Below are 19,597 nucleotides of genomic sequence, written 5' to 3' on the forward strand. Positions count from 1 at the left end.
ACGATTGATGACATGAATAATTTAAGGTGATAAATTGCTCGCTGGTTAGCTTTTCAACTAAAAACAATAAAAACCTCTGCGAATGATACCCCGTTCGTTATTTGTTTTATTTACCAACACACCTTCGTACATTGCAGATAACTAACAATATTTACCTATGACAGTACAATCCTGGCGAGCTCTGCGCACCAAAAAATACCAACTCTCTTTACGATTGTTTCTGCTGCTCAACGCAGTCTCCGCACTGTTTACGCTTTTTTTTCCCCTGTTTGCCGTCAAAGCGTTGTCAGTACCGGCATTGCTGATTCTCGTGATGAGTACATTGTTGCTGGCATGGCATAGGAAATATGTGGATAAAAGAATTAATCTTCCTTTTATTTCAATCGTTTTTGGTTTGCTATGGGCATTACATATTTTCCTGAAATATAACGCTCTGGGTCATAATGATTATTATTTTCTATTAATCGCGCTTCTCAGCGTGCTGTTTATTGGTTCTATCGCTTTTGCCAATAATATCATCGCGTTTACGCTTCACTCATTGCCTTCCGTCGCCGTCTGTTTATGGCTGAATGGCAGCGAGCATGGTTTGCGAATTATCTATTTTATGGCGCTGCCCATGGCCGGGATCGCCATCCAGCATGTGATACAAAAGCGCTACGATGGCTTCGCCCAGCAGCTGATGTATAAACTGCTGGAAGAACGGGAAACCCTGAACGGACTCAGCATGCTCGACCCGCTAACCGGTTTGTACAATCGTCGGGGGCTACAACACCGACTCGATACGCTGTTGGCCTTGAGCAACGCGAAGCACTACGTCTTGCTGCTGGATATCGACCACTTCAAAGCCTATAACGATCACTACGGTCATATGATGGGAGATCAGGCGCTGATCCGCGTCTCTGCCGCGATTCGTGACTCCGTGCGCTCCCGGGACGTGGTGGCGCGCTTTGGTGGGGAAGAGTTTATGGTTTTGCTGACCGCGGTCGATCCCCAGCAGGCCCAGGCTGCCGCCGAACGTATTCGCCAGAAGGTGTACGACCTTAAAATTCCTCACATGTTTAACGAGAGCGTGGCAACCAACGTAACCGTGAGTATTGGTATTGCGCCTCTGGTCGAGCAGGATATTGATGCCGCTGTTGCCCGAGCGGATAAAGCCCTTTATGAGGCCAAGAGCCTTGGGCGCAACAGTACGCTGGTTAGCGATGACCTGCGGGTAAACTGCCCTTCTGCCTGAGCTATCTGTGCGGTGTCTCCCGGGATGGCGACAAAGATCTTGCCATCGCTCAATGTCAATTATAGGATTAGCAATCATTATCATTAAGATTAACATCCTTATATCGACATGGCTTATCGTTCCGCACCGATCGTTGAAGATGTCATCTGGCGTAGCCCTCTGCCTGCAAAGATGCCCTCGCTGGCTGCTGCCGTACGCGCAACGATAGCCAACACCCGTGAGCACCTGCTGGACTTCATTCGTCTTGACGAAACGCCCGTGCCAGGTGCGATGACGCTACATGAATGGACGCAATCAACGACGCTAAGTTCATTGCTGGCTGTCTATTCAGACCATATTTATCGCAATCAGCCCACGCTGCCACGCGAAAATAAGCCGCTGATTTCTCTCTGGGCGCAGTGGTATATCGGCCTGATGATGCCTCCGCTCATGGTGGCCCTGCTGACGCAAAAAGAGGCCATCGACGTCTCTCCTGAACACATGCACGTAGAATTCCACGAAACAGGCCGTGCTGCCTGCTTCTGGATCGACGTGCATCAGGATCACCAGGTCACGGCCCAGTCTCCTCAGCAACGCATGGAAACGCTGATTCTCTCGGCGCTGACGCCGGTTGTGCAGGCGCTGGAAGCGACAGGCGAGATCAATGCGAAGCTTATCTGGAGCAACACCGGATATTTAATTCACTGGTATTTAACGGAAATGAAGCCGTTATTAGGTGAAGAACTGCTGACCACACTGCGCCAGACCTGTTTTTTTGAGAAGCAACTCTCCTGCGGTCAGGATAATCCCCTGTGGCGTACCGTTGTTCCGCGCGAGGGACTGTTAGTGCGCAGAACCTGCTGCCAGCGCTATCGCCTGCCCGATGTCCAGCAATGCGGTGACTGCACGCTGAAGTAAGCGAGGAGCCGTAGCCCCTCGCCCGTCAGTTATGCAACCTGCTGATTTTCTTCTTCTATACGCTGTGCTTCTTCTTTTTCCTGCGCTAATAGCTGCTTTTCGTAAACCTTAAAGAATGGGAAGTAGATGACGGCAGACACCAGTGCCAGCAGGACAACCAGAATGGCCGCACGATAATCCCAGCCTAACGCCCATGCCGCGCCAACCGGTGCCGGGGCCGTCCAGGGAACCACTGAAATCACCCGCCCAATTAAATCCAGCTTCATCGCCGCCCAGGCCAGCACTGCGTTCACCATCGGGGCCAGCAGGAAGGGAATAAAGAACACTGGGTTCATGACAATCGGCGTACCGAAAATCACCGGTTCGTTAATATTAAAAATGCTCGGGACAACGCTCAAACGCCCGATCGATCGCAGATGGGCCGAGCGGCTACGCAGATAGCAAATCACCAGCCCCATCGTCGCGCCGGAACCTCCAACCACAATAAAGAACGTCCAGAACGCTTCCATAAAGATATGCGGTAAAGGCGCGCCCTGCGCCAGCGCCGACTGGTTCATCCCGAGATTGGTGAGCCAGAACATTTGCAGCATTCCCGACACAATTGCCGCGCCATGAATACCCGCAAACCACAGCAGATGGCCGATCAGCACCGCCAGCAGTATCGCTGGCAGAGAATCCGCTGCAGACACCAGTGGTTTAAAGATGGCCATGATGGCCTGCGGGATCAGCATGTCAAACTGCGACTGAATCACCAGACTCAGCGGGTACAGCGTCAGTACCACCACCAGCACAGGGATCAGCAGATCGAAGGAGTTTTTGATCATCGGCGGCACCTGATCGGGTAAACGAATGCCGATGTTGTGCGCCTTCAGGAAGCGCATCATTTCAACGCAGTAAATAGCCACCAGGATGGCAGTGAAAATCCCCGTACCGCCCAGGCTATCAACCGGCATCGTGCCTTTGGTTTTCGGTGCAGCAATCAGCAAAAAAGCCATGATCGATAGCATCGCGCACATGAAGGGATCTAGCTGATGCGACTTCACATAGTGCTTGCCCAGGTTATAAGCGATAGCCGCACATATGTAGACTGACATGATCCCCATCGTCATATCAAACGGTGTGAGGATTTGGCCTTCAAACTGTTTCGCCATATCCAGCCACGCACGTGCAAACCCCCAGGTGGTATCCGGAGAGAAAGGTGGATAGGCGAAAACCAGCAGAAACGAGCCTACAATCATAAAGGGCATCGCCGAAATAAACCCATCACGGATAGCCATCACATGACGTTGTGAAGAGATGCGCCCGGCAACAGGGCTGACGTAATTTTCAACGAAGCGGAAAATCACATTAAACACAGCATGATTAGTTGACATAGCCGTTCTCCCGTTGTGCAAAACCCTGCAACCGTGCTGGTATCAACACCACCACGTAAAGCCCCTTACTGCTTTTCGCAACCGTGCCAGGAGGAACGCCAGCGCTACTGCATTTTGAGTTCAGTTTCATAGATGGCTCTTATTATGTAATACAGAGGAAGTGACAACTTCAGTATTAATCGCCATTTGAGCATTCTGCAACCGGTTACTGTAACCGGTTTCTTTGATTGTGAAGACGATCGAAAAACTGCCAATGTTGCCATGTTGTTACATTAAAATATTTACAGCGAGCTTGCCCCTATGACAAATTACGCCATGCGGTTTTCTGCTGGATGGAGCTGCCTGTAGGCGATTTGGAGAGAAGAATGAGTTTGCAATCAGTACGCCAATTTTTAGCGCAATATGCACCAGATATTGAGATTATCGAATTAGATCAGAGCACAGCTACCGTCGATCTGGCAGCGAAAGCCCATAACGTCGAACCAGGCCAGATCGCGAAAACGCTTTCGCTGAAGGTCAAGAACGACATTATTCTGGTCGTCGCCAAAGGTGATGCCCGACTGGATAACAAAAAGCTAAAGAGCACTTTCGGTGCCAAAGCCCGTATGTTGAGTAGCGATGAAGTAGTGAACGCGACGGGCCATCCCGTTGGCGGTGTTTGCCCTTTCGGACTGGAAACGCCGATTTCGGTATACTGCGACGTTTCGTTGAAGCATTACGCTGAAGTGCTTCCCGCCGCAGGCGCCATCCACAGCGCCGTTCGTATCACGCCAGAAAGGATGGCTGAGCTGACTTCCGCCACCTGGGTGGATGTGTGTCAGGGATGATTCACGTTCCGTGCCGATAACGAAACCCGGCACGAAACGATCTAACATTACCCGCTAAGAAGCCGCCTGTAGAAAAGGTGCAGGTTCACCTGCACGCAGGTACAGCAGGATATCTGCAGCATCCAGCAGTCCGGCATCTGAGCTCACGCCCAGCTTGGACATCACATTAAATTTATGTGCCCGAATGGTTTTAATATTCCGCTCTAACTGAGCAGCGATCTGCGGCATTGAATAGCCATTCGACATAAAGCGCAGTATTTCTCGTTCTGTTGGACTGAGCATACGGCTTTGATTGATATACCAATGGTTTTTAGAACCTTCGGTTCCCCGGTTGGGACCGTTCAATACCGTAAATAACGCGTCCTGCAGTACCGTTAATGAAGAAGATTTGCTCACAACGCCATCTAACGGCAACGGTGACAAAGAGCCGATTAATCGCGCTTCAGCGTCATCATCAGCAATCACCACCCGGCGAATACGCGGAAAATTTACCGCCAATTCCGTCAGATAAGCTAACCCGGCCCTGCGATCGGTTCTGATTGCAGAGAGGGAGAAAATAACCGCCGAAAACGACGTTTTTAACATCGCCTGACTAAATGCAGGCTGGCTCGAAAAGATATGAAGTTCGTATTGGTTATCCGGCATGGTATTAAACAGGCTCTTAATACCGACGCTACTCATCGCGCACTTCTCTACCAGCGCAACGTTTCTTTTGATGCTTCGGCTTTCCATTCCGTGGTTTCTCCATAAACTGAAGGTAAATTCAATTCTCGCGATCCTTGAGAACTGTTTATCCAGGCGTACATTTCTGCATTGCTATGTATCGACAAGCGACGCATAGCGCTGTTCTTTTGGGCGCTGATCGTTTTATTGCTTTTCTTCAGCAATGTCGCAATCTGATTAATTCCCCAACCTTTTCCCAGGAGTCTCAGCACTTTCCTCTCCGAGAGGGTAAGTACAATTGAGCGGGCGCTATGGTCTGCTAATTCTGGCATCACGGGCGGAGAGAGCAGCGACTTGCTAATTCTCTCGGCACGGCTATTTCCTGCGTGAATAACATTCACCAAACTTTCAATCGTCTCGGCATCAGATAACAGCGAACTGACAGGACACATCAGCAATTCAATGGCCAGCGGATAAAAAACACGAGAAACGAGAAATACCCAGTGAATATCGCGGTATTGAGATAATAAAGAATAATACTGTTCGCAGACTGAACGTGGATGATTACAGTCTCCGGATAAATCAGCAATCACCAAATCGGCACAACGCAGCTGCAGCAACGTCAATTCTTCGACGGAGCGGCAGTAGGTAAGTTCATAATCAGCGAACTGCCCCTGCATTACACCTTTAAGTCCGGTTTGTACGATCGGTAATTTACTAATAATAATTGCGTTTTTGCAGCGTCCTGGCAACATATCTCCTCCACACTCACCAGTCCGTATTCGCACTTATTAAAAATCCCCTGATAAATTAAAAGTATTAATTAACAGGAAACCCTAAAAAATAGACGAGGTGAATTGTTTATCCTTGGCTTTTATTTATAAACAAAGTTATACCGCTACAATCCCAGTAGCATCAAACTATTGAACCATCATGCCAATAATTACTCATGAATACACTCTTTGTACAATTAAAAGAACTACAATAGATCGTTAGCGTTGCTTACGTATTTTCCATCCTGATAAATAACATTACATTTTCATAAGCGCTGTCTTTATTGATAAGCAAGTGAGGTGTGCAAACGCATCAGACGTACGATCTGCATCTTTTTTCGACGCAAAGATTGATCTTAGCCAGAGCCAACAGGATCATGCTTCATGATAAAAAGAAGACATCCGCCACGCAAAGAGATCCTTTTCAGTCAGAGCGAGTCATGCAAACAGAGCAGTCGTCACAGCGAACGGTTACACGGTTATGTATTCAATGCGGTCTTTTTTTACTTCAGCATGGGGCAGAAAGTGCGCTGGTTGACGAGCTATCCACCCGCCTCGGGCTGGCGCTTGGCATGGATAGCGTAGAAAGCGCTATCTCCTCTAACGCCATCGTCCTGACCACCATTAAAGACGGGCAGTGCCTGACTTCAACGCGAAAAAATCAGGATCGCGGAATTAACATGCACGTCGTGACGGAGGTGCAGCACATCGTTATTCTGGCGGAACACAAACTGCTGGATGTTAAAGGCGTTGAGAAACGCTTTAGCCAGATTAAGCCGCTGCGCTATCCAAGATGGTTGGTCGCCTTTATGGTCGGCTTGTCCTGCGCCTGCTTTTGTAAACTCAATAATGGCGGATGGGATGGCGCGGTGATCACCTTTTTCGCCAGTATGGTGGCGATGTATATTCGCCAGATTCTGGCGTCCCGGCATTTGCACCCGCAAATCAACTTCTGCATTACTGCGTTTGTGGCAACCTCGATTTCTGGTCTGCTGCTGACGTTGCCGACGTTTAACCACACTCCAACCATCGCCATGGCCGCCAGCGTGCTGCTGTTGGTTCCGGGTTTTCCGTTGATCAACTCCGTCGCGGATATGTTTAAGGGACACATTAATACTGGGCTCGCTCGCTGGGCTATTGCCAGTCTGCTGACGCTGGCGACCTGCATTGGCGTAGTCATGTCGATGACCTTATGGGGGCTGCGCGGATGGGCGTGATCGATTTCATTTTGGCGCTAATGCAGGACATGATCCTGTCGGCAATACCTGCGCTTGGTTTTGCCATGGTATTTAACGTACCACATCGGGCGCTCCCCTGGTGCGCGTTACTCGGCGCACTCGGCCACGGTTCACGAATGGTGATGATGAGCGCAGGATTTAATATCGAATGGTCAACCTTTATGGCGTCGCTACTGGTGGGCTGCATTGGGATCCAGTGGTCACGCTGGTATCTGGCGCATCCGAAAGTCTTCACCGTTGCGGCAGTAATCCCCATGTTCCCTGGGATCTCTGCCTATACCGCCATGATCTCGGCGGTAAAAATCGGCCATTTTGGTTACAGCGAAGCGCTGATGATCACGCTGTTGACCAATTTCCTGAAAGCCTCATCGATTGTCGGAGCGCTCTCCATCGGGCTATCCGTACCGGGATTATGGCTGTATCGCAAACGCCCGCGCGTTTAGCGGCACGCTTTGTTAGCCCTCGCAGAGAGGGGAATCGTCCCCTCATCTGCTGCTCTCCTTCTTCTCTGTGTTACTATAAAAGCAGTCCCCTTCTCGGTTGTTGTTCAGTATTGAGAAACATTATGCCCAGCAAAATTTTGACGCCGGACGTCACTAGCATTGACGCCTTACTACACGATCACCACACGGTGCTGGCCAGGTCTGCGGGCGGCGCCGTAGCCGTATTCGCCAATAACGCGCCAGCATTTTACGCGGTGACGCCTGCACGACTGGCCGAGTTGTTAGCGCTTGAAGAGAAGCTGTCACGCCCGGGAAGCGATGTGACGCTGGATGCACAATTTTATGAAGAGCCGCAAACCGCTCCTGTTGTCGTGCCAATGGGGAAATTTGCGATGTACGCTGACTGGCAGCCCGATGCCGACTTTCAGCGCCAGGCCGCCCTGTGGGGCGTGGCGTTAAGAGAACCGGTCACCGCCGAGGAACTGGCCTCATTTGTCGCCTACTGGCAGGCCGAAGGCAAAGTCTTTCACCATATTCAGTGGCAGCAAAAACTGGCACGCAGCATCCAGATTGGCCGGGCCAGCAATGGCGGAATGCCGAAGCGCGATGTGAACAGTGTCAGCGAGCCTGACAACCATATTCCACCGGGTTTTAGAGGATAACGATGAAAAACGTTGGCGACCTGATGAAACGTCTGCAAAAAATGATGCCGGCTAATGTCGAGCCAGCCTTTAAAACGGGCGAGGAGCTGCTGGCATGGCAAAAAGAGCAAGGTGAAATTCGCGCCGCAGCGCTGGCCCGTGAAAACCGGGCCATGAAAATGCAGCGCACATTCAACCGTTCCGGTATTCGTCCACTGCATCAGAACTGTTCGTTCGATAACTATCGGGTGGAATGCGAAGGTCAGATGAACGCCCTGAGCAAAGCTCGCCAGTACGTTGAAGAGTTTGACGGCAACATCGCCAGCTTTATTTTCTCTGGCAAGCCCGGCACCGGCAAAAACCATCTGGCCGCCGCTATCTGCAACGAACTGCTGCTGCGCGGCAAGTCGGTGCTGATTATCACCGTTGCGGACATTATGTCAGCCATGAAAGATACCTTCAGCAACCGTGAAACCAGCGAAGAACAGCTACTCAACGATCTCAGCAATGTCGATTTGCTGGTGATCGACGAAATCGGCGTGCAGACCGAATCCCGCTATGAAAAGGTGATCATCAACCAGATCGTCGATCGCCGCTCGTCTTCAAAACGCCCGACCGGTATGTTGACCAACAGCAATATGGATGAAATGAACAAACTGCTGGGCGAGCGGGTAATGGACCGTATGCGCCTTGGCAACAGCCTGTGGGTGATTTTTAACTGGGAAAGCTACCGTAGTCGGGTAACCGGTAAAGAGTATTAACGTATTAGGACCACTCCTAAGACTGCCGGCGCTATACTGCGCTGAAAAGGCATAACACGAGTTGCATATAATGATGAAAACAACCAAACGTCTGCTGTGCTGTGCGCTTGCCGCCAGCACGCTCATCTCGACCAGCGTTTTCGCCGCCTCCTGGCAGGATTCGCTCTCCAGCGCGGCCAGCGAACTGAGCAAACAAAGCTCCGGCTCGCAGGGCGGCTCGTCGCTCTCTTCCCTGACCAGTCTACTGAATGGCAGCAATCAGTCGCTGACCTCCAGCAGCATGAATAACGCCGCCGGGATCCTGGAATATTGCGCGAAACAGAAACTGGCCTCGGTCACCGACACGCAGAACGTCAAAAACCAGGTGCTGGATAAACTAGGCCTCAGTGCTCCAGAGCAGAAACAAGACACCAACTATATGGACGGCATTCAGGGGCTGCTCAACGCCAAAGATGGTCAACAACTGGACCTGAACACAATTGGCAACAGCTCGCTGGCGAAGCAGGTAAAAACCAAGGCCTGCGATCTGGTGTTAAAACAGGGTATGAACTTCATTTCCTGACGCACGACATGCCGCGTATATCCTGCGCGGCATCAACCTGCTCCCCATAAAATTCACACGTCAAATAATCAGTAAATCCCCGCAAAAAACACGCATATCTAAACCAATTCTGAATAACAACGTAATTTAATGTCACTACAATTGCAGCAATGCAACATCGCTATTACATTGTGCTTTCCCAAAATCATTAGCCTGCCTGGCGTTTGCCCGGTTTACTGAGGATCGATCGTTGTCAGAACTCATCTCCATCACTCTGTTTCTCGCTTCAGTGCTGATTTACGCCTGGAAAGCGGGTCGCAATACCTGGTGGTTTGCTGCCACGTTAACGGTGCTGGGGATTTTTATTGTCTTGAATATCACGCTGTATGCCAGTGACTATTTCACCGGCGACGGTATCAATGACGCGGTTCTGTACACGCTGACCAACAGCCTGACCGGCGCGGGAATTGGAAAATATATCTTACCTGGTGTCGGGATTGCGCTGGTCCTGACGACCGTTTTTGTCGCTCTCGGCTGGATTCTGCGCCGCCGTCGCCATCATCCGCATCATGTGGGTTACAGTCTGCTGGCCCTGCTGCTGGCGCTGGCCTCCGTAGATGCCAGCCCGGCGTTTCACCAGATAACCGAACTGGTAAAGTCGCAGTCGCGCGATGGCGATCCGGATTTCCCAACCTATTATAAAGAGCCGTCAAAAACGATTCCCAACCCGAAGCTGAATCTGGTTTATATCTATGGCGAAAGCCTCGAGCGCACCTATTTTAACAATGACGCGTTCCCGGATCTGACCCCGGAACTCGGTGCGTTGAAAAACGAAGGGCTGGATTTCAGCAATACCATGCAACTGCCGGGTACCGATTACACCATCGCTGGCATGGTCGCCTCCCAGTGCGGTATTCCGCTGTTTGCGCCGTTTGAAGGCAACGCCTCGGCGTCGGTCTCCAGCTTCTTCCCCAACAATATCTGTCTGGGCGATATCCTGAAAAACTCCGGCTATCAAAACTACTTTGTGCAGGGAGCCAACCTGCGCTTTGCCGGCAAAGACGTGTTCCTGAAATCTCACGGTTTTGATCATCTCTACGGTGCGGAAGAGTTAAAAAGCGTGGTTGCGGACCCGGCCTATCGCAACGACTGGGGCTTCTACGACGATACCGTGCTGGATGAAGCGTGGAAAAAATTCGAAGAGCTTTCACGTTCGGGCCAGCGCTTTTCACTATTTACGCTGACCGTGGATACCCATCATCCAGATGGATTTATCTCACGTAGCTGCAACCGTAAACGTTATGACATCGACGGGAAGGCCAACCAATCCTTCAGCGCGGTCAGCTGCAGCCAGGAAAACATTGCCGAATTTATCAATAAGATCAAAGCCTCACCGTGGTTCAAAGATACCGTTATCGTGGTTTCTTCCGATCATCTGGCGATGAACAACACCGCATGGAAGTATCTGAACAAGCAGGATCGCAACAACCTGTTCTTCGTGCTGCGCGGCGACCAGCCACAGCAGGAGACGCTGGCGGTGAAGCGTAACACGATGGATAACGGGGCAACGGTACTGGATATTCTCGGTGGCGATAACTTTATCGGTCTTGGCCGCAGCAGTTTGTCGAGCGAATCCGTGTCTGAAGTGTTCCTGAACATCAAAGAAAAAATGCTGGCGTGGAAGCCCGATATCATCCGCCTGTGGAATTTCCCGAAAGAGATGAAAGAGTTCACCGTCGACCAGGACAAAAACATGATCTCTTTCTCCGGCAGCCATTTCCGCCTGCCGTTGCTGCTGCGCGTATCGGACAAACGCGTCGAGCCGCTGCCGGAAAGCGAATACTCGGCCCCGCTGCGCTTCCAACTGGCAGATTTCGCGCCGCGAGATAACTTTGTCTGGGTTGATCGCTGCTACAAAATGGCGCAGCTATGGGCCCCGGAGCTGGCGCTCTCCACCGACTGGTGCGTATCGCAAGGCCAGTTAGGCGGGCAGCAAATCGTGCAGCACGTCGACAAAGCCAAATGGAAAAGTAAAACCGTGTTTAAAGACACGATGATCGACATGGAGCGCTACAAAGGTAACGTTGATACGCTGAAAATTGTCGATAACGACATTCGCTACAAAGCCGACAGCTTCGTCTTCAACGTGGCGGGCGCGCCGGAAGAGGTTAAACAGTTTAGCGGCATATCACGCCCCGAATCCTGGGGGCGCTGGTCCAATGCGCAGCTCAGCAAAGAGGTGACCATCGAGTACAAGGCCCCGCTGCCGAAGAAATTCGATCTGGTCATTACAGCGAAAGCCTTCGGCGACAACGCCAATCGCCCTATTCCCGTACGCGTTGGCCACGAGGAACAGACGCTGGTGTTAGGCCATGATGTCACTACCACTACCTTGCATTTTGATAACCCGGCAGATGCCGATACGCTGGTGATTGTCCCGCCCGATCCGGTCGCCACCAACGAGGGCAATATTCTCGGCCACTCGCCGCGTAAGCTGGGGATCGGGATGGTTGAAATCAAAGTGGTCGCTCAGGGCTCATAACATGAAATGGCTGATGGCGCTTCGCTTATCAGCCTTACAGCTAGCCGCATTTATTGTCTGAAAAAAAAACAGCGCCCAACACCACACCGGGCGCTGCATGGCAACCTTATTCCAGACTTTTCACTGCCTGGCGCATACCCTGCACCAGAATCATTTCCAGGTTTGCCGTCACCTGCCCGGCAAGCCCGGGCAGCAACGTCAAATCTTCACCCCAGTGCGCCGCATCGCCGAGCACAGTATCCACCAGTTCACGCAGCGTTAAATCTTTGCCAACTCGCGGCCACAGACTGGCATACAGGCTAACCCACTGCTCATCATCCTGTATCGGATAGCGTTCTCCCTCCCGCTCTGCGCGATAAAACGCCAGCAGCGCCGCGAGGGCGAACGTTAACCGCACGGGCCAGCGCCCATTTTGCTGGCCCGCCAGCAGTTGCGGCAAAATTCGGGTACGGAATTTGGTCATCCCGTTAAGCGCAATGGAAAGCAACTGGTGACGAATGTAGGGGTTTTGAAAACGCCCGCTCACCGCGTCGGCAAATTCACGCAGTTCATCCGCCGGGAGATCCAATACCGGTATAATTTCCTCGCTAATCGCCCGCTCGATAAAGTGACGGACATCGGCATCCTGCATCGCTTCGCCGACGGTCTCCAGGCCACACAGCCAGGCCACCGGCACCAACGCCGTATGCGCGCCATTGAGAATGGCGACCTTACGCTCTTTGTACGGTTTAATATCGCTCACTACCCGAATGTTCAGCGGGCACTGCGCCAGCTTCAGCTCCTCGGCCAGCCACTGCGGCCCCTGAATCACAAACAGGTAAAAATGCTCCGCGGTATCGAGAAACGCATCGTGATAGCCAAGCGTAGCTTCCAGCGCGGCGGCTTCTTCTCGCGGGTAGCCGGTGACAATGCGGTCGACCAGCGTGGAACAGAAGGTGTTTGCCGTCGCCACCCAGTCGGCAAACGCCGGGGGAAGCTGCCAGTCCTGCGCATACTGCAGTACCAGCGTTTTGAGCGCCTCACCGTTATAGTCGATAAGCTCGCACGGGATAATGACCCACCCCTTATCCACCGCGCCCTCAAAATGATTAAAACGTTCCAGCAGCAGACGCGTCAGTTTAGCCGGAAAGCTTACCGGCGGTGCATCATCGACCCGGTCTGCCGCGTGATAGCTAATTCCGGCTTCGGTGGTATTCGAAAACACAAAGCGAATATCCGCATTGTGGGCAAGCACCAGATACGCCGCGAAGTCCTGATACGGATTGATTTCGTTATTCACCGAACGGATAAGCCGCGCCTCGCTCACCGCTTCGCCCTGCGCGTTTAGACCGCGAATAAGCGTGGTATACAGCCCGTCCTGGGTATTCAGCGACGGTGGAAAATCGGTATTGATCGGGCGAACGATAGTCACGCCAGCGTTCAGAAAGGTTTGCTCGTTGAGGATATCCAGTTGCCAGTCGATAAACGCTCGCAGGAAATTCCCTTCACCAAACTGGATCACGCGCGTTGGGTAGCTTGCCCCCGGAAAATCACGTCGATTCAATGTCTTCATCGCATTTCCCCTCTCAGAACGTGATCACGCCTTTAATCAGATCACGGTTGTTAATCACATCCCGTTCGTAGATTTCTGCCAGTGTGGCAAACGCGTAACGGTGCGTGAGCATCATGTCGGCGGTCAGTTTGCCTTCCGACATCAGGCGGCCCACTTTGGCGAAATCTTCCGGTGTGGCGTTGCGACTGCCCATCATGGTGGTCTCTTTCTTGTGGAACTCAGGATCGGAGAACTGCAAATCGCCTTTGAATAGCCCAACGAAAACAATGCTGCCGCCATGGCGAATCAAATTCACCGTGTTGTTCATCGCATGCTGATTGCCCGTGGCATCAATGACCTTTTGCGCCAGCGAACCGCCAAACTGGTCACGCAGTTGCGCATCAAAATCTTCAGCAGACGGATCGATAACCGGGAGCCCCAACCGGGAAACCACATGCTCCCGGCGAGCCGGACTGGTATCGGCGACCACCACCTGTGCGCCATCGGCTTTGGCAATCGCCGCCGCGCCCAGACCAATCGGACCGGCACCAACCACCAGCACCTGCTCACCCGGAGCCACCGCCGCCCGGCGTACCGCATGCGCGCTAATGGCATAAGGCTCAATCAGCGCCGCCGCCTGCGGATCAATTCCCTGCGCATCCAACAGGTTGGTGACCGGTACGGACAGGTATTCGCTGAAGCCGCCATCCTGATGCACGCCAATCACCGAAATCTTCTCGCAGCAGTTAGTGCGCCCGCTCAGACAGGCCGGACACTGCTGGCAGGCCACGTAAGGAATAACCGCCACCTGCTGACCATTTTTCAGATTCTGTATATTTTTGCCCAGCCCGACAATTTCCCCACATATTTCATGACCCAGCACACGTGGATAGCTGAAAAATGGCTGATTGCCGCCCCAGGCATGAATATCGGTACCGCAAATCCCGACTGATTTAATTTTTATTAATGCTTCACCCTCACCCGGAATAGGTATTTCACGCTCTTTCCAGACTAATTTTTTAGGTTCCTGGCAAATCAACGTATTCATCGTAGACATGATTCTGCTCTCCTGTTTTTTTGTTGCCTCAGATATCAACGAAAATAAAAAAGCCGGAGAAAGCAGAAACACAATCTGTGAATCCCAGCGCATAAAAATGTTTTAAATCGGGTTTTAATACGCAAAAAGGAGAAGCCATGAGCCGTTCACAGAACTTACGCCACAATGTGATTAACCAGATAATCGATGATATGGCGCGTGGTCATATCCCTTCCCCCCTCCCGTCGCAAAGCGCGCTGGCGGAGATGTACAACATCAGCCGCACCACCGTGCGCCATATGCTGAGCCACTTAGGCGAGTGCGGCGTGCTGACCCAGGTCGGCAGCCACTATGTCATCGTACGTAAACCCGACCATGACGACGGTTTTGCCTGTACCACCGCCTCCATGACTGAGCAAAACCGGATTTTTGAGCAGGCTTTTTTCACCATGATCAACCAGCGTCAGCTACGCGCAGGGGAGAGTTTCTCCGAACTACAGCTTGCCAGAGCTGCAGGGGTCAGCCCGGTGGTGGTGAGAGAATATCTTTTAAAATTCGAACGTTACAATCTGATCAAAAACGAAAAACGCGGCCATTGGAGTATGAAGCAGTTCGATCAGGCCTATGCGGAACAGCTGTTTGAACTCAGAGAGATGCTGGAAACCCATTCCCTGCAGCATTTTCTCAATCTGCCCGACGATGACCCGCGCTGGCTGCAGGCTAAAACACTGCTGGAGCGCCACCGGGTCCTGCGCGACAGCATCGGCAGCAGCTTTCGTATGTTCTCGCAGTTAGACCGTGAGTTTCATGCTTTACTGCTCTCCGCAGCAGATAATATATTTTTTAATCAATCACTTGAAATTATCTCCGTGATTTTCCATTTTCATTATCAGTGGGATGAAAGCGACCTCAAGCAGCGCAATATCATTGCCATTGATGAGCATATGACCATCCTCAGCGCACTGATTTGCCGCAGCGACCTGGATGCCACCCTGGCGCTCTGTAACCATTTGAATTCAGCCAAACAATCGATGATTCGCTCCATCAACCAAAGCCATAGCGCCGCTCATTAAGTACCGATAAAAAACAGCAAACCATTACCGGGAGCACGATTTTATAAAAATAAAAACGCCGGAAAAATACCGCTTGCCTATGCTCACACTAAGTCGACTGCATTAAAAACTTTTGTGAGCGGTGATGAGCAAATTGATTTATCACTGGTATTTTTCAATACTGCACAGCCCGGCTGTGTGAAAATAAATTATTGAGGTTCAGGAGTCCGGCGTGGAAAAAAATAATATTACCCTCGACCCGAGTTCTTCGTTTGGCACGTCGTCATCTGCGGATATTAACGTTCCGCCTGAGGGCATGGTGCAACGCAGTAGCCGAATAAAACGTATTCAGACCACAGCAATGATTTTATTATTTTTTGCTGCGGTGATTAATTATCTCGACCGCAGTTCACTGTCGGTCGCCAACTTAACGATTCGTGAAGAACTGGGGCTGAGCGCCACGCAAATCGGCGTACTGCTGTCAGTGTTTTCTCTCGCTTACGGTATTGCACAGCTGCCCTGCGGCCCGCTGCTGGATCGCAAAGGTCCGCGCATTATGCTGGGGCTGGGGATGTTCTTCTGGTCGTTGTTTCAGGCGATGTCTGGCATGGTTCACAGCTTCACTCAGTTTGTTCTCGTGCGTATCGGGATGGGGATTGGTGAGGCGCCCATGAACCCGTGCGGCGTAAAGGTCATCAACGACTGGTTTAACATCAAAGAGCGCGGCCGCCCAATGGGGTTATTCAACGCCGCTTCCACCATCGGTGTTGCCATTAGCCCGCCGATTCTGGCTGCCATGATGCTGGTGATGGGCTGGCGTTGGATGTTTATTACCATCGGCGTGCTGGGTATTTTCCTCGCCATCGGCTGGTACATGCTGTATCGCAACCGCGAGCAGATTGCGCTGAGCGCTACTGAACAAGCATATCTGAACGCCGGTAGCGTCAATGCCCGCCGCGATCCGCTGAGCTTTGCCGAATGGCGCAGCCTGTTCCGCAACCGCACTATGTGGGGCATGATGCTGGGCTTTAGCGGCATCAACTACACCGCGTGGTTATATCTGGCGTGGCTGCCAGGCTACCTGCAAACCTCCTACAACCTGGATTTAAAAAGCACCGGATTAATGGCAGCGATCCCATTCCTGTTTGGCGCAGCCGGCATGTTAATTAACGGTTTTGTCACCGACTGGCTGGTGAAAGGCGGTATGGCACCGATTAAGAGCCGTAAGATTTGTATTATCGCCGGGATGTTCTGTTCTGCGGCCTTCACTTTCATCGTGCCGCAGGCCACAACGTCGATGGCCGCCGTCTTACTGATCGGTATGGCGCTGTTCTGTATCCACTTCGCCGGCACCTCGTGCTGGGGCCTGATCCACGTAGCCGTCGCCTCACGCATGACCGCCTCCGTGGGCAGTATCCAGAACTTTGCCAGCTTTATCTGCGCGTCGTTTGCACCAATCGTCACCGGATTTATTGTTGATACCACCAACTCTTTCCGTCTGGCGCTGATCATTTGTGGCTGCGTCACCATGGTGGGAGCCCTCGCCTACATCTTCCTGGTGCGCCAACCCATCAGCGATCCGCGTAAAGATTAATCCTCATGATGCCCGATAACACCGCGCTTATCGGGCATGTTATGCTCGACAAATGAACATCACCTTACGCTCCACCACTCTGGCAGAAACTGCCGCTCTTCCCGCCATCGAACGATCTGCGGGGCAACGTTTTTTACTCATCCCCGAACTGGCGTGGATTGCTGACGACCAGACTATATCGGCTGACCAGCATCGGGCATTTGTCGCCGCTGGCATGAGCTGGCTGGCGCAGGTCGACGAGCATCCGGTCGGTTTTTTAGTTGCCGAAACGCTGGGGTCATCGCTGTTTATTGCTGAACTTTCACTGCATCTGGAGTGGCAGGGAAAAGGTATTGGTCGCAGATTGATTGGCTATGTTGCCGAACAGGCGCGCGAGAAAGGTTATACATCGCTCACGCTGACCACCTTTCGCGATGTGCCGTGGAATGCGCCATTGTACGCACGATTGGGGTTTGAAATGCTGGCTGACGAGGCGCTTCCTGCACTGCTGCGCCAGAAAAGAGAAGACGAAGCGGCGCACGGGCAGACGTACGAACTACGCTGCGCCATGCGCCTGATGCTGCGTTAATTGCCCGCGGGCGGCTACGCCTTATCGGGCATTACCAACTTAGAACGTTTCCCAGTTATCCCCGGCATCCGTTACCGCAGCTTTTCGCGGCTGGACCGTTGAAACCGGTTTAGCGGCAGCAACGTCACGCGCGCGCTGTTGGTCATGCTGAATACGGAACACGGCAACGGCCTGGGTCAGACGGCTGGCCTGCTCTTCCAGCGCCGCAGCGGCGGCGGCGGATTCTTCCACCAGCGAGGCGTTCTGCTGCGTCACACGATCCATCTCAGCAACGGCCAGACCGACCTGGTCGATACCGCGGCTCTGTTCATCAGAAGCAGAGGCGATTTCACCCATGATATCGGTCACGCGGGTTACCGCATTGACGATCTCATCCATGGTTTCACCAGCGCTTTCTACCAGCGTTGAACCCACATCCACACGGCTGACCGAGTCTTCAATCAGGCTCTTGATCTCGCGCGCGGCCTGCGCACTACGCTGGGCCAGGTTACGAACTTCACCCGCAACCACCGCAAAACCACGGCCCTGCTCGCCCGCACGCGCGGCTTCTACCGCGGCGTTGAGCGCCAGAATGTTGGTCTGGAAGGCAATGCCGTCGATGACGCTGATAATGTCGGCGATTTTCTGCGAACTGGAAGCGATGTCGCGCATGGTTTGCACCACGTTATCCACCACTTTGCCGCCTTTCTGCGCGGTTTCAGAAGCGCTCAGGGCCAGATGGCTAGCCTGACGCGCGTTTTCGGCGTTCTGCTTCACGGTCGCCGTCAGCTGTTCCATGCTGGCTGCGGTTTCTTCCAGAGATGCAGCCTGCTGCTCGGTACGCGAGGAGAGATCGTTGTTGCCCATCGCAATCTCGCTGGCCCCGCTATAAATCGCGTTGGCACCGTTACGCACATCACCTACGGTGTTCATCAGCTCACCCTGCATATGACGCAGGCTTTCCGCCAGTTGGCCAATCTCGTTGGAACCTTCCACCTCAATACGCTTCACCAGGTCGCCGCTGGCGATATGACGAATGCTGTCGATCAGACGGTTCATTGGGGAGATAAGAGTCAGTTTGATGCCGAACCAGACCGCAATAATTGCCGCCAGTACGGTAATCAGCACGCAGACCAGTACCCACATCGCCTGGCTGTAAGAGCTGTTGTTATCTGCTACCGCAATGTCATACAGACGATCGTTCTGCTGCATGTAGTTGATGTATGTCTTCTCAAAACCATCCTGATAGCTTTGCGTGGGTTGATCAAAGAACGCATTGATCTTCCCGTCACCCAGTAACTGGATCAGCTCCGCTAGCGCGCCGTGATAGATATCATAGGTGCGGTTGATCTCCTGGAACGCGGCTTCACTTTGACGCGGATCGCGCGGGAGCGACTCGTAAATCGCCCAGTTTTTTTCCGTCAGTTTCAGCGCCGTGCTGGCTACCTGCATCAGCTCAGCAACGGTCGCACCGCTGCCGATATTGCTCTGATCCATCATGTAGCGAATACCCGCCCGGTTCAGGGTATTACGCGTTTGCAGCAGCTCAACCCAAGTGGCGTTCAGCGCAGACTGTTGCTGGCGAATGGTTTGCAGAACGGTAAAGTTCTCTTTGTCATTCTTAAGTGAGTTAAAAAACAAGCCGCCGGAGGCGAGCTGTAAAAGGCCAAATAGCGCCAATACCAGCAGTAAGCTGGTAACAATCTTCATTCGTTTTAACATGTTTTCTCTTTCCGCTAGACAGATACTCTGGTTTTCGGCCTGGAAAGAGAAAACTTTATGGTGTCAGCAATTGCCACAGAATTATCGTTTTCACATTAAATCCCGTTCCCTATGACAAATTACGCAAAAAATCTGTCGTTCTGTTGCGCATTAGGTGTAGGATTCCCGTTTTTTAAGAAAAG

18 protein-coding genes are annotated in these 19,597 nt (G+C 52.2%); 12 read left to right on the top strand and 6 right to left on the bottom strand.

Annotation, left to right across the window (positions count from 1 at the left end; all coding sequences use genetic code 11):
• The first annotated feature begins 157 nt into the window (after positions 1-157).
• Together HV352_RS20150 and fhuF are read left to right on the top strand one after the other, a co-directional pair.
• Positions 158-1,234, top strand: coding sequence for a GGDEF domain-containing protein (locus HV352_RS20150; protein ID WP_016151597.1), 1,077 nt, complete (start codon positions 158-160; stop codon positions 1,232-1,234).
• Between the two features lie 108 nt (positions 1,235-1,342).
• The gene (fhuF, locus tag HV352_RS20155) at positions 1,343-2,131 is read left to right on the top strand and encodes a siderophore-iron reductase FhuF (RefSeq protein ID WP_047414505.1); all 789 of its coding nucleotides are present in this window, start codon (positions 1,343-1,345) and stop codon (positions 2,129-2,131) included.
• Between the two features lie 29 nt (positions 2,132-2,160).
• Here fhuF and HV352_RS20160 read toward each other — a convergent pair whose 3' ends face one another.
• Positions 2,161-3,504 carry a PTS sugar transporter subunit IIC gene (locus HV352_RS20160; RefSeq protein WP_016151595.1) on the bottom strand — a complete coding sequence of 448 codons (1,344 nt, stop codon included), beginning with the start codon at positions 3,502-3,504 and terminating at the stop codon, positions 2,161-2,163.
• A 365-nt stretch (positions 3,505-3,869) separates the two neighbouring features.
• Here HV352_RS20160 and HV352_RS20165 point away from each other — a divergent pair, with 365 nt between their 5' ends.
• Positions 3,870-4,331: a YbaK/EbsC family protein gene (locus HV352_RS20165; protein WP_016151593.1), complete on the top strand. Its 462-nt coding sequence runs from the start codon at positions 3,870-3,872 to the stop codon at positions 4,329-4,331.
• A gap of 54 nt (positions 4,332-4,385) precedes the next feature.
• Here the strand turns inward: HV352_RS20165 and bglJ are convergent, their stop codons facing one another.
• Positions 4,386-5,063 carry a DNA-binding transcriptional activator BglJ gene (bglJ, locus tag HV352_RS20170; RefSeq protein WP_075847912.1) on the bottom strand — a complete coding sequence of 226 codons (678 nt, stop codon included), beginning with the start codon at positions 5,061-5,063 and terminating at the stop codon, positions 4,386-4,388.
• Positions 5,024-5,749, bottom strand: a complete 726-nt coding sequence (locus HV352_RS20175) for a response regulator transcription factor (RefSeq protein ID WP_016151591.1) — start codon at positions 5,747-5,749, stop codon at positions 5,024-5,026. Before HV352_RS20175 ends, bglJ begins: the two co-directional genes overlap by 40 nt.
• A 458-nt stretch (positions 5,750-6,207) precedes the next feature.
• Between HV352_RS20175 and HV352_RS20180 the strand changes: the two genes are divergently transcribed.
• The 6 genes from HV352_RS20180 to opgB all read left to right on the top strand — a co-directional run bounded on the left by HV352_RS20180 (position 6,208) and on the right by opgB (position 11,933).
• The gene (locus tag HV352_RS20180; protein ID WP_016155624.1) at positions 6,208-6,984 is read left to right on the top strand and encodes a threonine/serine exporter ThrE family protein; all 777 of its coding nucleotides are present in this window, start codon (positions 6,208-6,210) and stop codon (positions 6,982-6,984) included.
• Entirely contained in the window at positions 6,975-7,448 is a 474-nt protein-coding gene (locus HV352_RS20185; RefSeq protein ID WP_016151589.1) for a threonine/serine exporter, read from the top strand. The genes HV352_RS20180 and HV352_RS20185 overlap by 10 nt, the downstream gene beginning before the upstream one ends.
• Positions 7,449-7,570: 122 nt before the next feature.
• Positions 7,571-8,110 (top strand): primosomal protein DnaT, encoded by a 540-nt coding sequence (gene dnaT, locus HV352_RS20190; protein ID WP_016151588.1) that lies wholly within the window; start codon positions 7,571-7,573, stop codon positions 8,108-8,110.
• A 2-nt stretch (positions 8,111-8,112) separates the two neighbouring features.
• Complete coding sequence (gene dnaC / locus HV352_RS20195) at positions 8,113-8,850, top strand: DNA replication protein DnaC (RefSeq protein ID WP_016155623.1); 738 nt, start codon at positions 8,113-8,115, stop codon at positions 8,848-8,850.
• A 70-nt stretch (positions 8,851-8,920) separates the two neighbouring features.
• Positions 8,921-9,412 (top strand): DUF2501 domain-containing protein, encoded by a 492-nt coding sequence (locus HV352_RS20200; RefSeq protein ID WP_016151586.1) that lies wholly within the window; start codon positions 8,921-8,923, stop codon positions 9,410-9,412.
• Between the two features lie 229 nt (positions 9,413-9,641).
• A complete protein-coding gene (gene opgB / locus HV352_RS20205; RefSeq protein WP_181635021.1) occupies positions 9,642-11,933 on the top strand; it encodes a phosphatidylglycerol--membrane-oligosaccharide glycerophosphotransferase in 2,292 nt (763 codons plus the stop codon).
• A 106-nt stretch (positions 11,934-12,039) separates the two neighbouring features.
• Here opgB and HV352_RS20210 read toward each other — a convergent pair whose 3' ends face one another.
• Both HV352_RS20210 and HV352_RS20215 read right to left on the bottom strand, forming a co-directional pair.
• Entirely contained in the window at positions 12,040-13,485 is a 1,446-nt protein-coding gene (locus HV352_RS20210) for a tagaturonate reductase (RefSeq protein ID WP_181635022.1), read from the bottom strand.
• Between the two features lie 13 nt (positions 13,486-13,498).
• Positions 13,499-14,521, bottom strand: a complete 1,023-nt coding sequence (locus HV352_RS20215; protein WP_181635023.1) for a zinc-binding alcohol dehydrogenase family protein — start codon at positions 14,519-14,521, stop codon at positions 13,499-13,501.
• A gap of 137 nt (positions 14,522-14,658) precedes the next feature.
• Between HV352_RS20215 and HV352_RS20220 the strand changes: the two genes are divergently transcribed.
• The 3 genes from HV352_RS20220 (at position 14,659) to HV352_RS20230 (ending at position 17,714) form a co-directional block, all read left to right on the top strand.
• Entirely contained in the window at positions 14,659-15,573 is a 915-nt protein-coding gene (locus HV352_RS20220; RefSeq protein WP_016151582.1) for a GntR family transcriptional regulator, read from the top strand.
• Between the two features lie 211 nt (positions 15,574-15,784).
• Positions 15,785-17,146, top strand: coding sequence for an MFS transporter (locus tag HV352_RS20225; protein ID WP_016155619.1), 1,362 nt, complete (start codon positions 15,785-15,787; stop codon positions 17,144-17,146).
• A 52-nt stretch (positions 17,147-17,198) separates the two neighbouring features.
• Positions 17,199-17,714, top strand: coding sequence for a GNAT family N-acetyltransferase (locus tag HV352_RS20230; protein WP_104651994.1), 516 nt, complete (start codon positions 17,199-17,201; stop codon positions 17,712-17,714).
• A gap of 39 nt (positions 17,715-17,753) precedes the next feature.
• Here the strand turns inward: HV352_RS20230 and tsr are convergent, their stop codons facing one another.
• Complete coding sequence (gene tsr / locus HV352_RS20235; RefSeq protein WP_016155617.1) at positions 17,754-19,415, bottom strand: methyl-accepting chemotaxis protein; 1,662 nt, start codon at positions 19,413-19,415, stop codon at positions 17,754-17,756.
• Between the last annotated feature and the right edge of the window lie 182 nt (positions 19,416-19,597).

It is taken from the genome of Citrobacter sp. RHBSTW-01044 (genome assembly GCF_013781945.1).
Lineage (GTDB): Bacteria > Pseudomonadota > Gammaproteobacteria > Enterobacterales > Enterobacteriaceae > Citrobacter > Citrobacter braakii.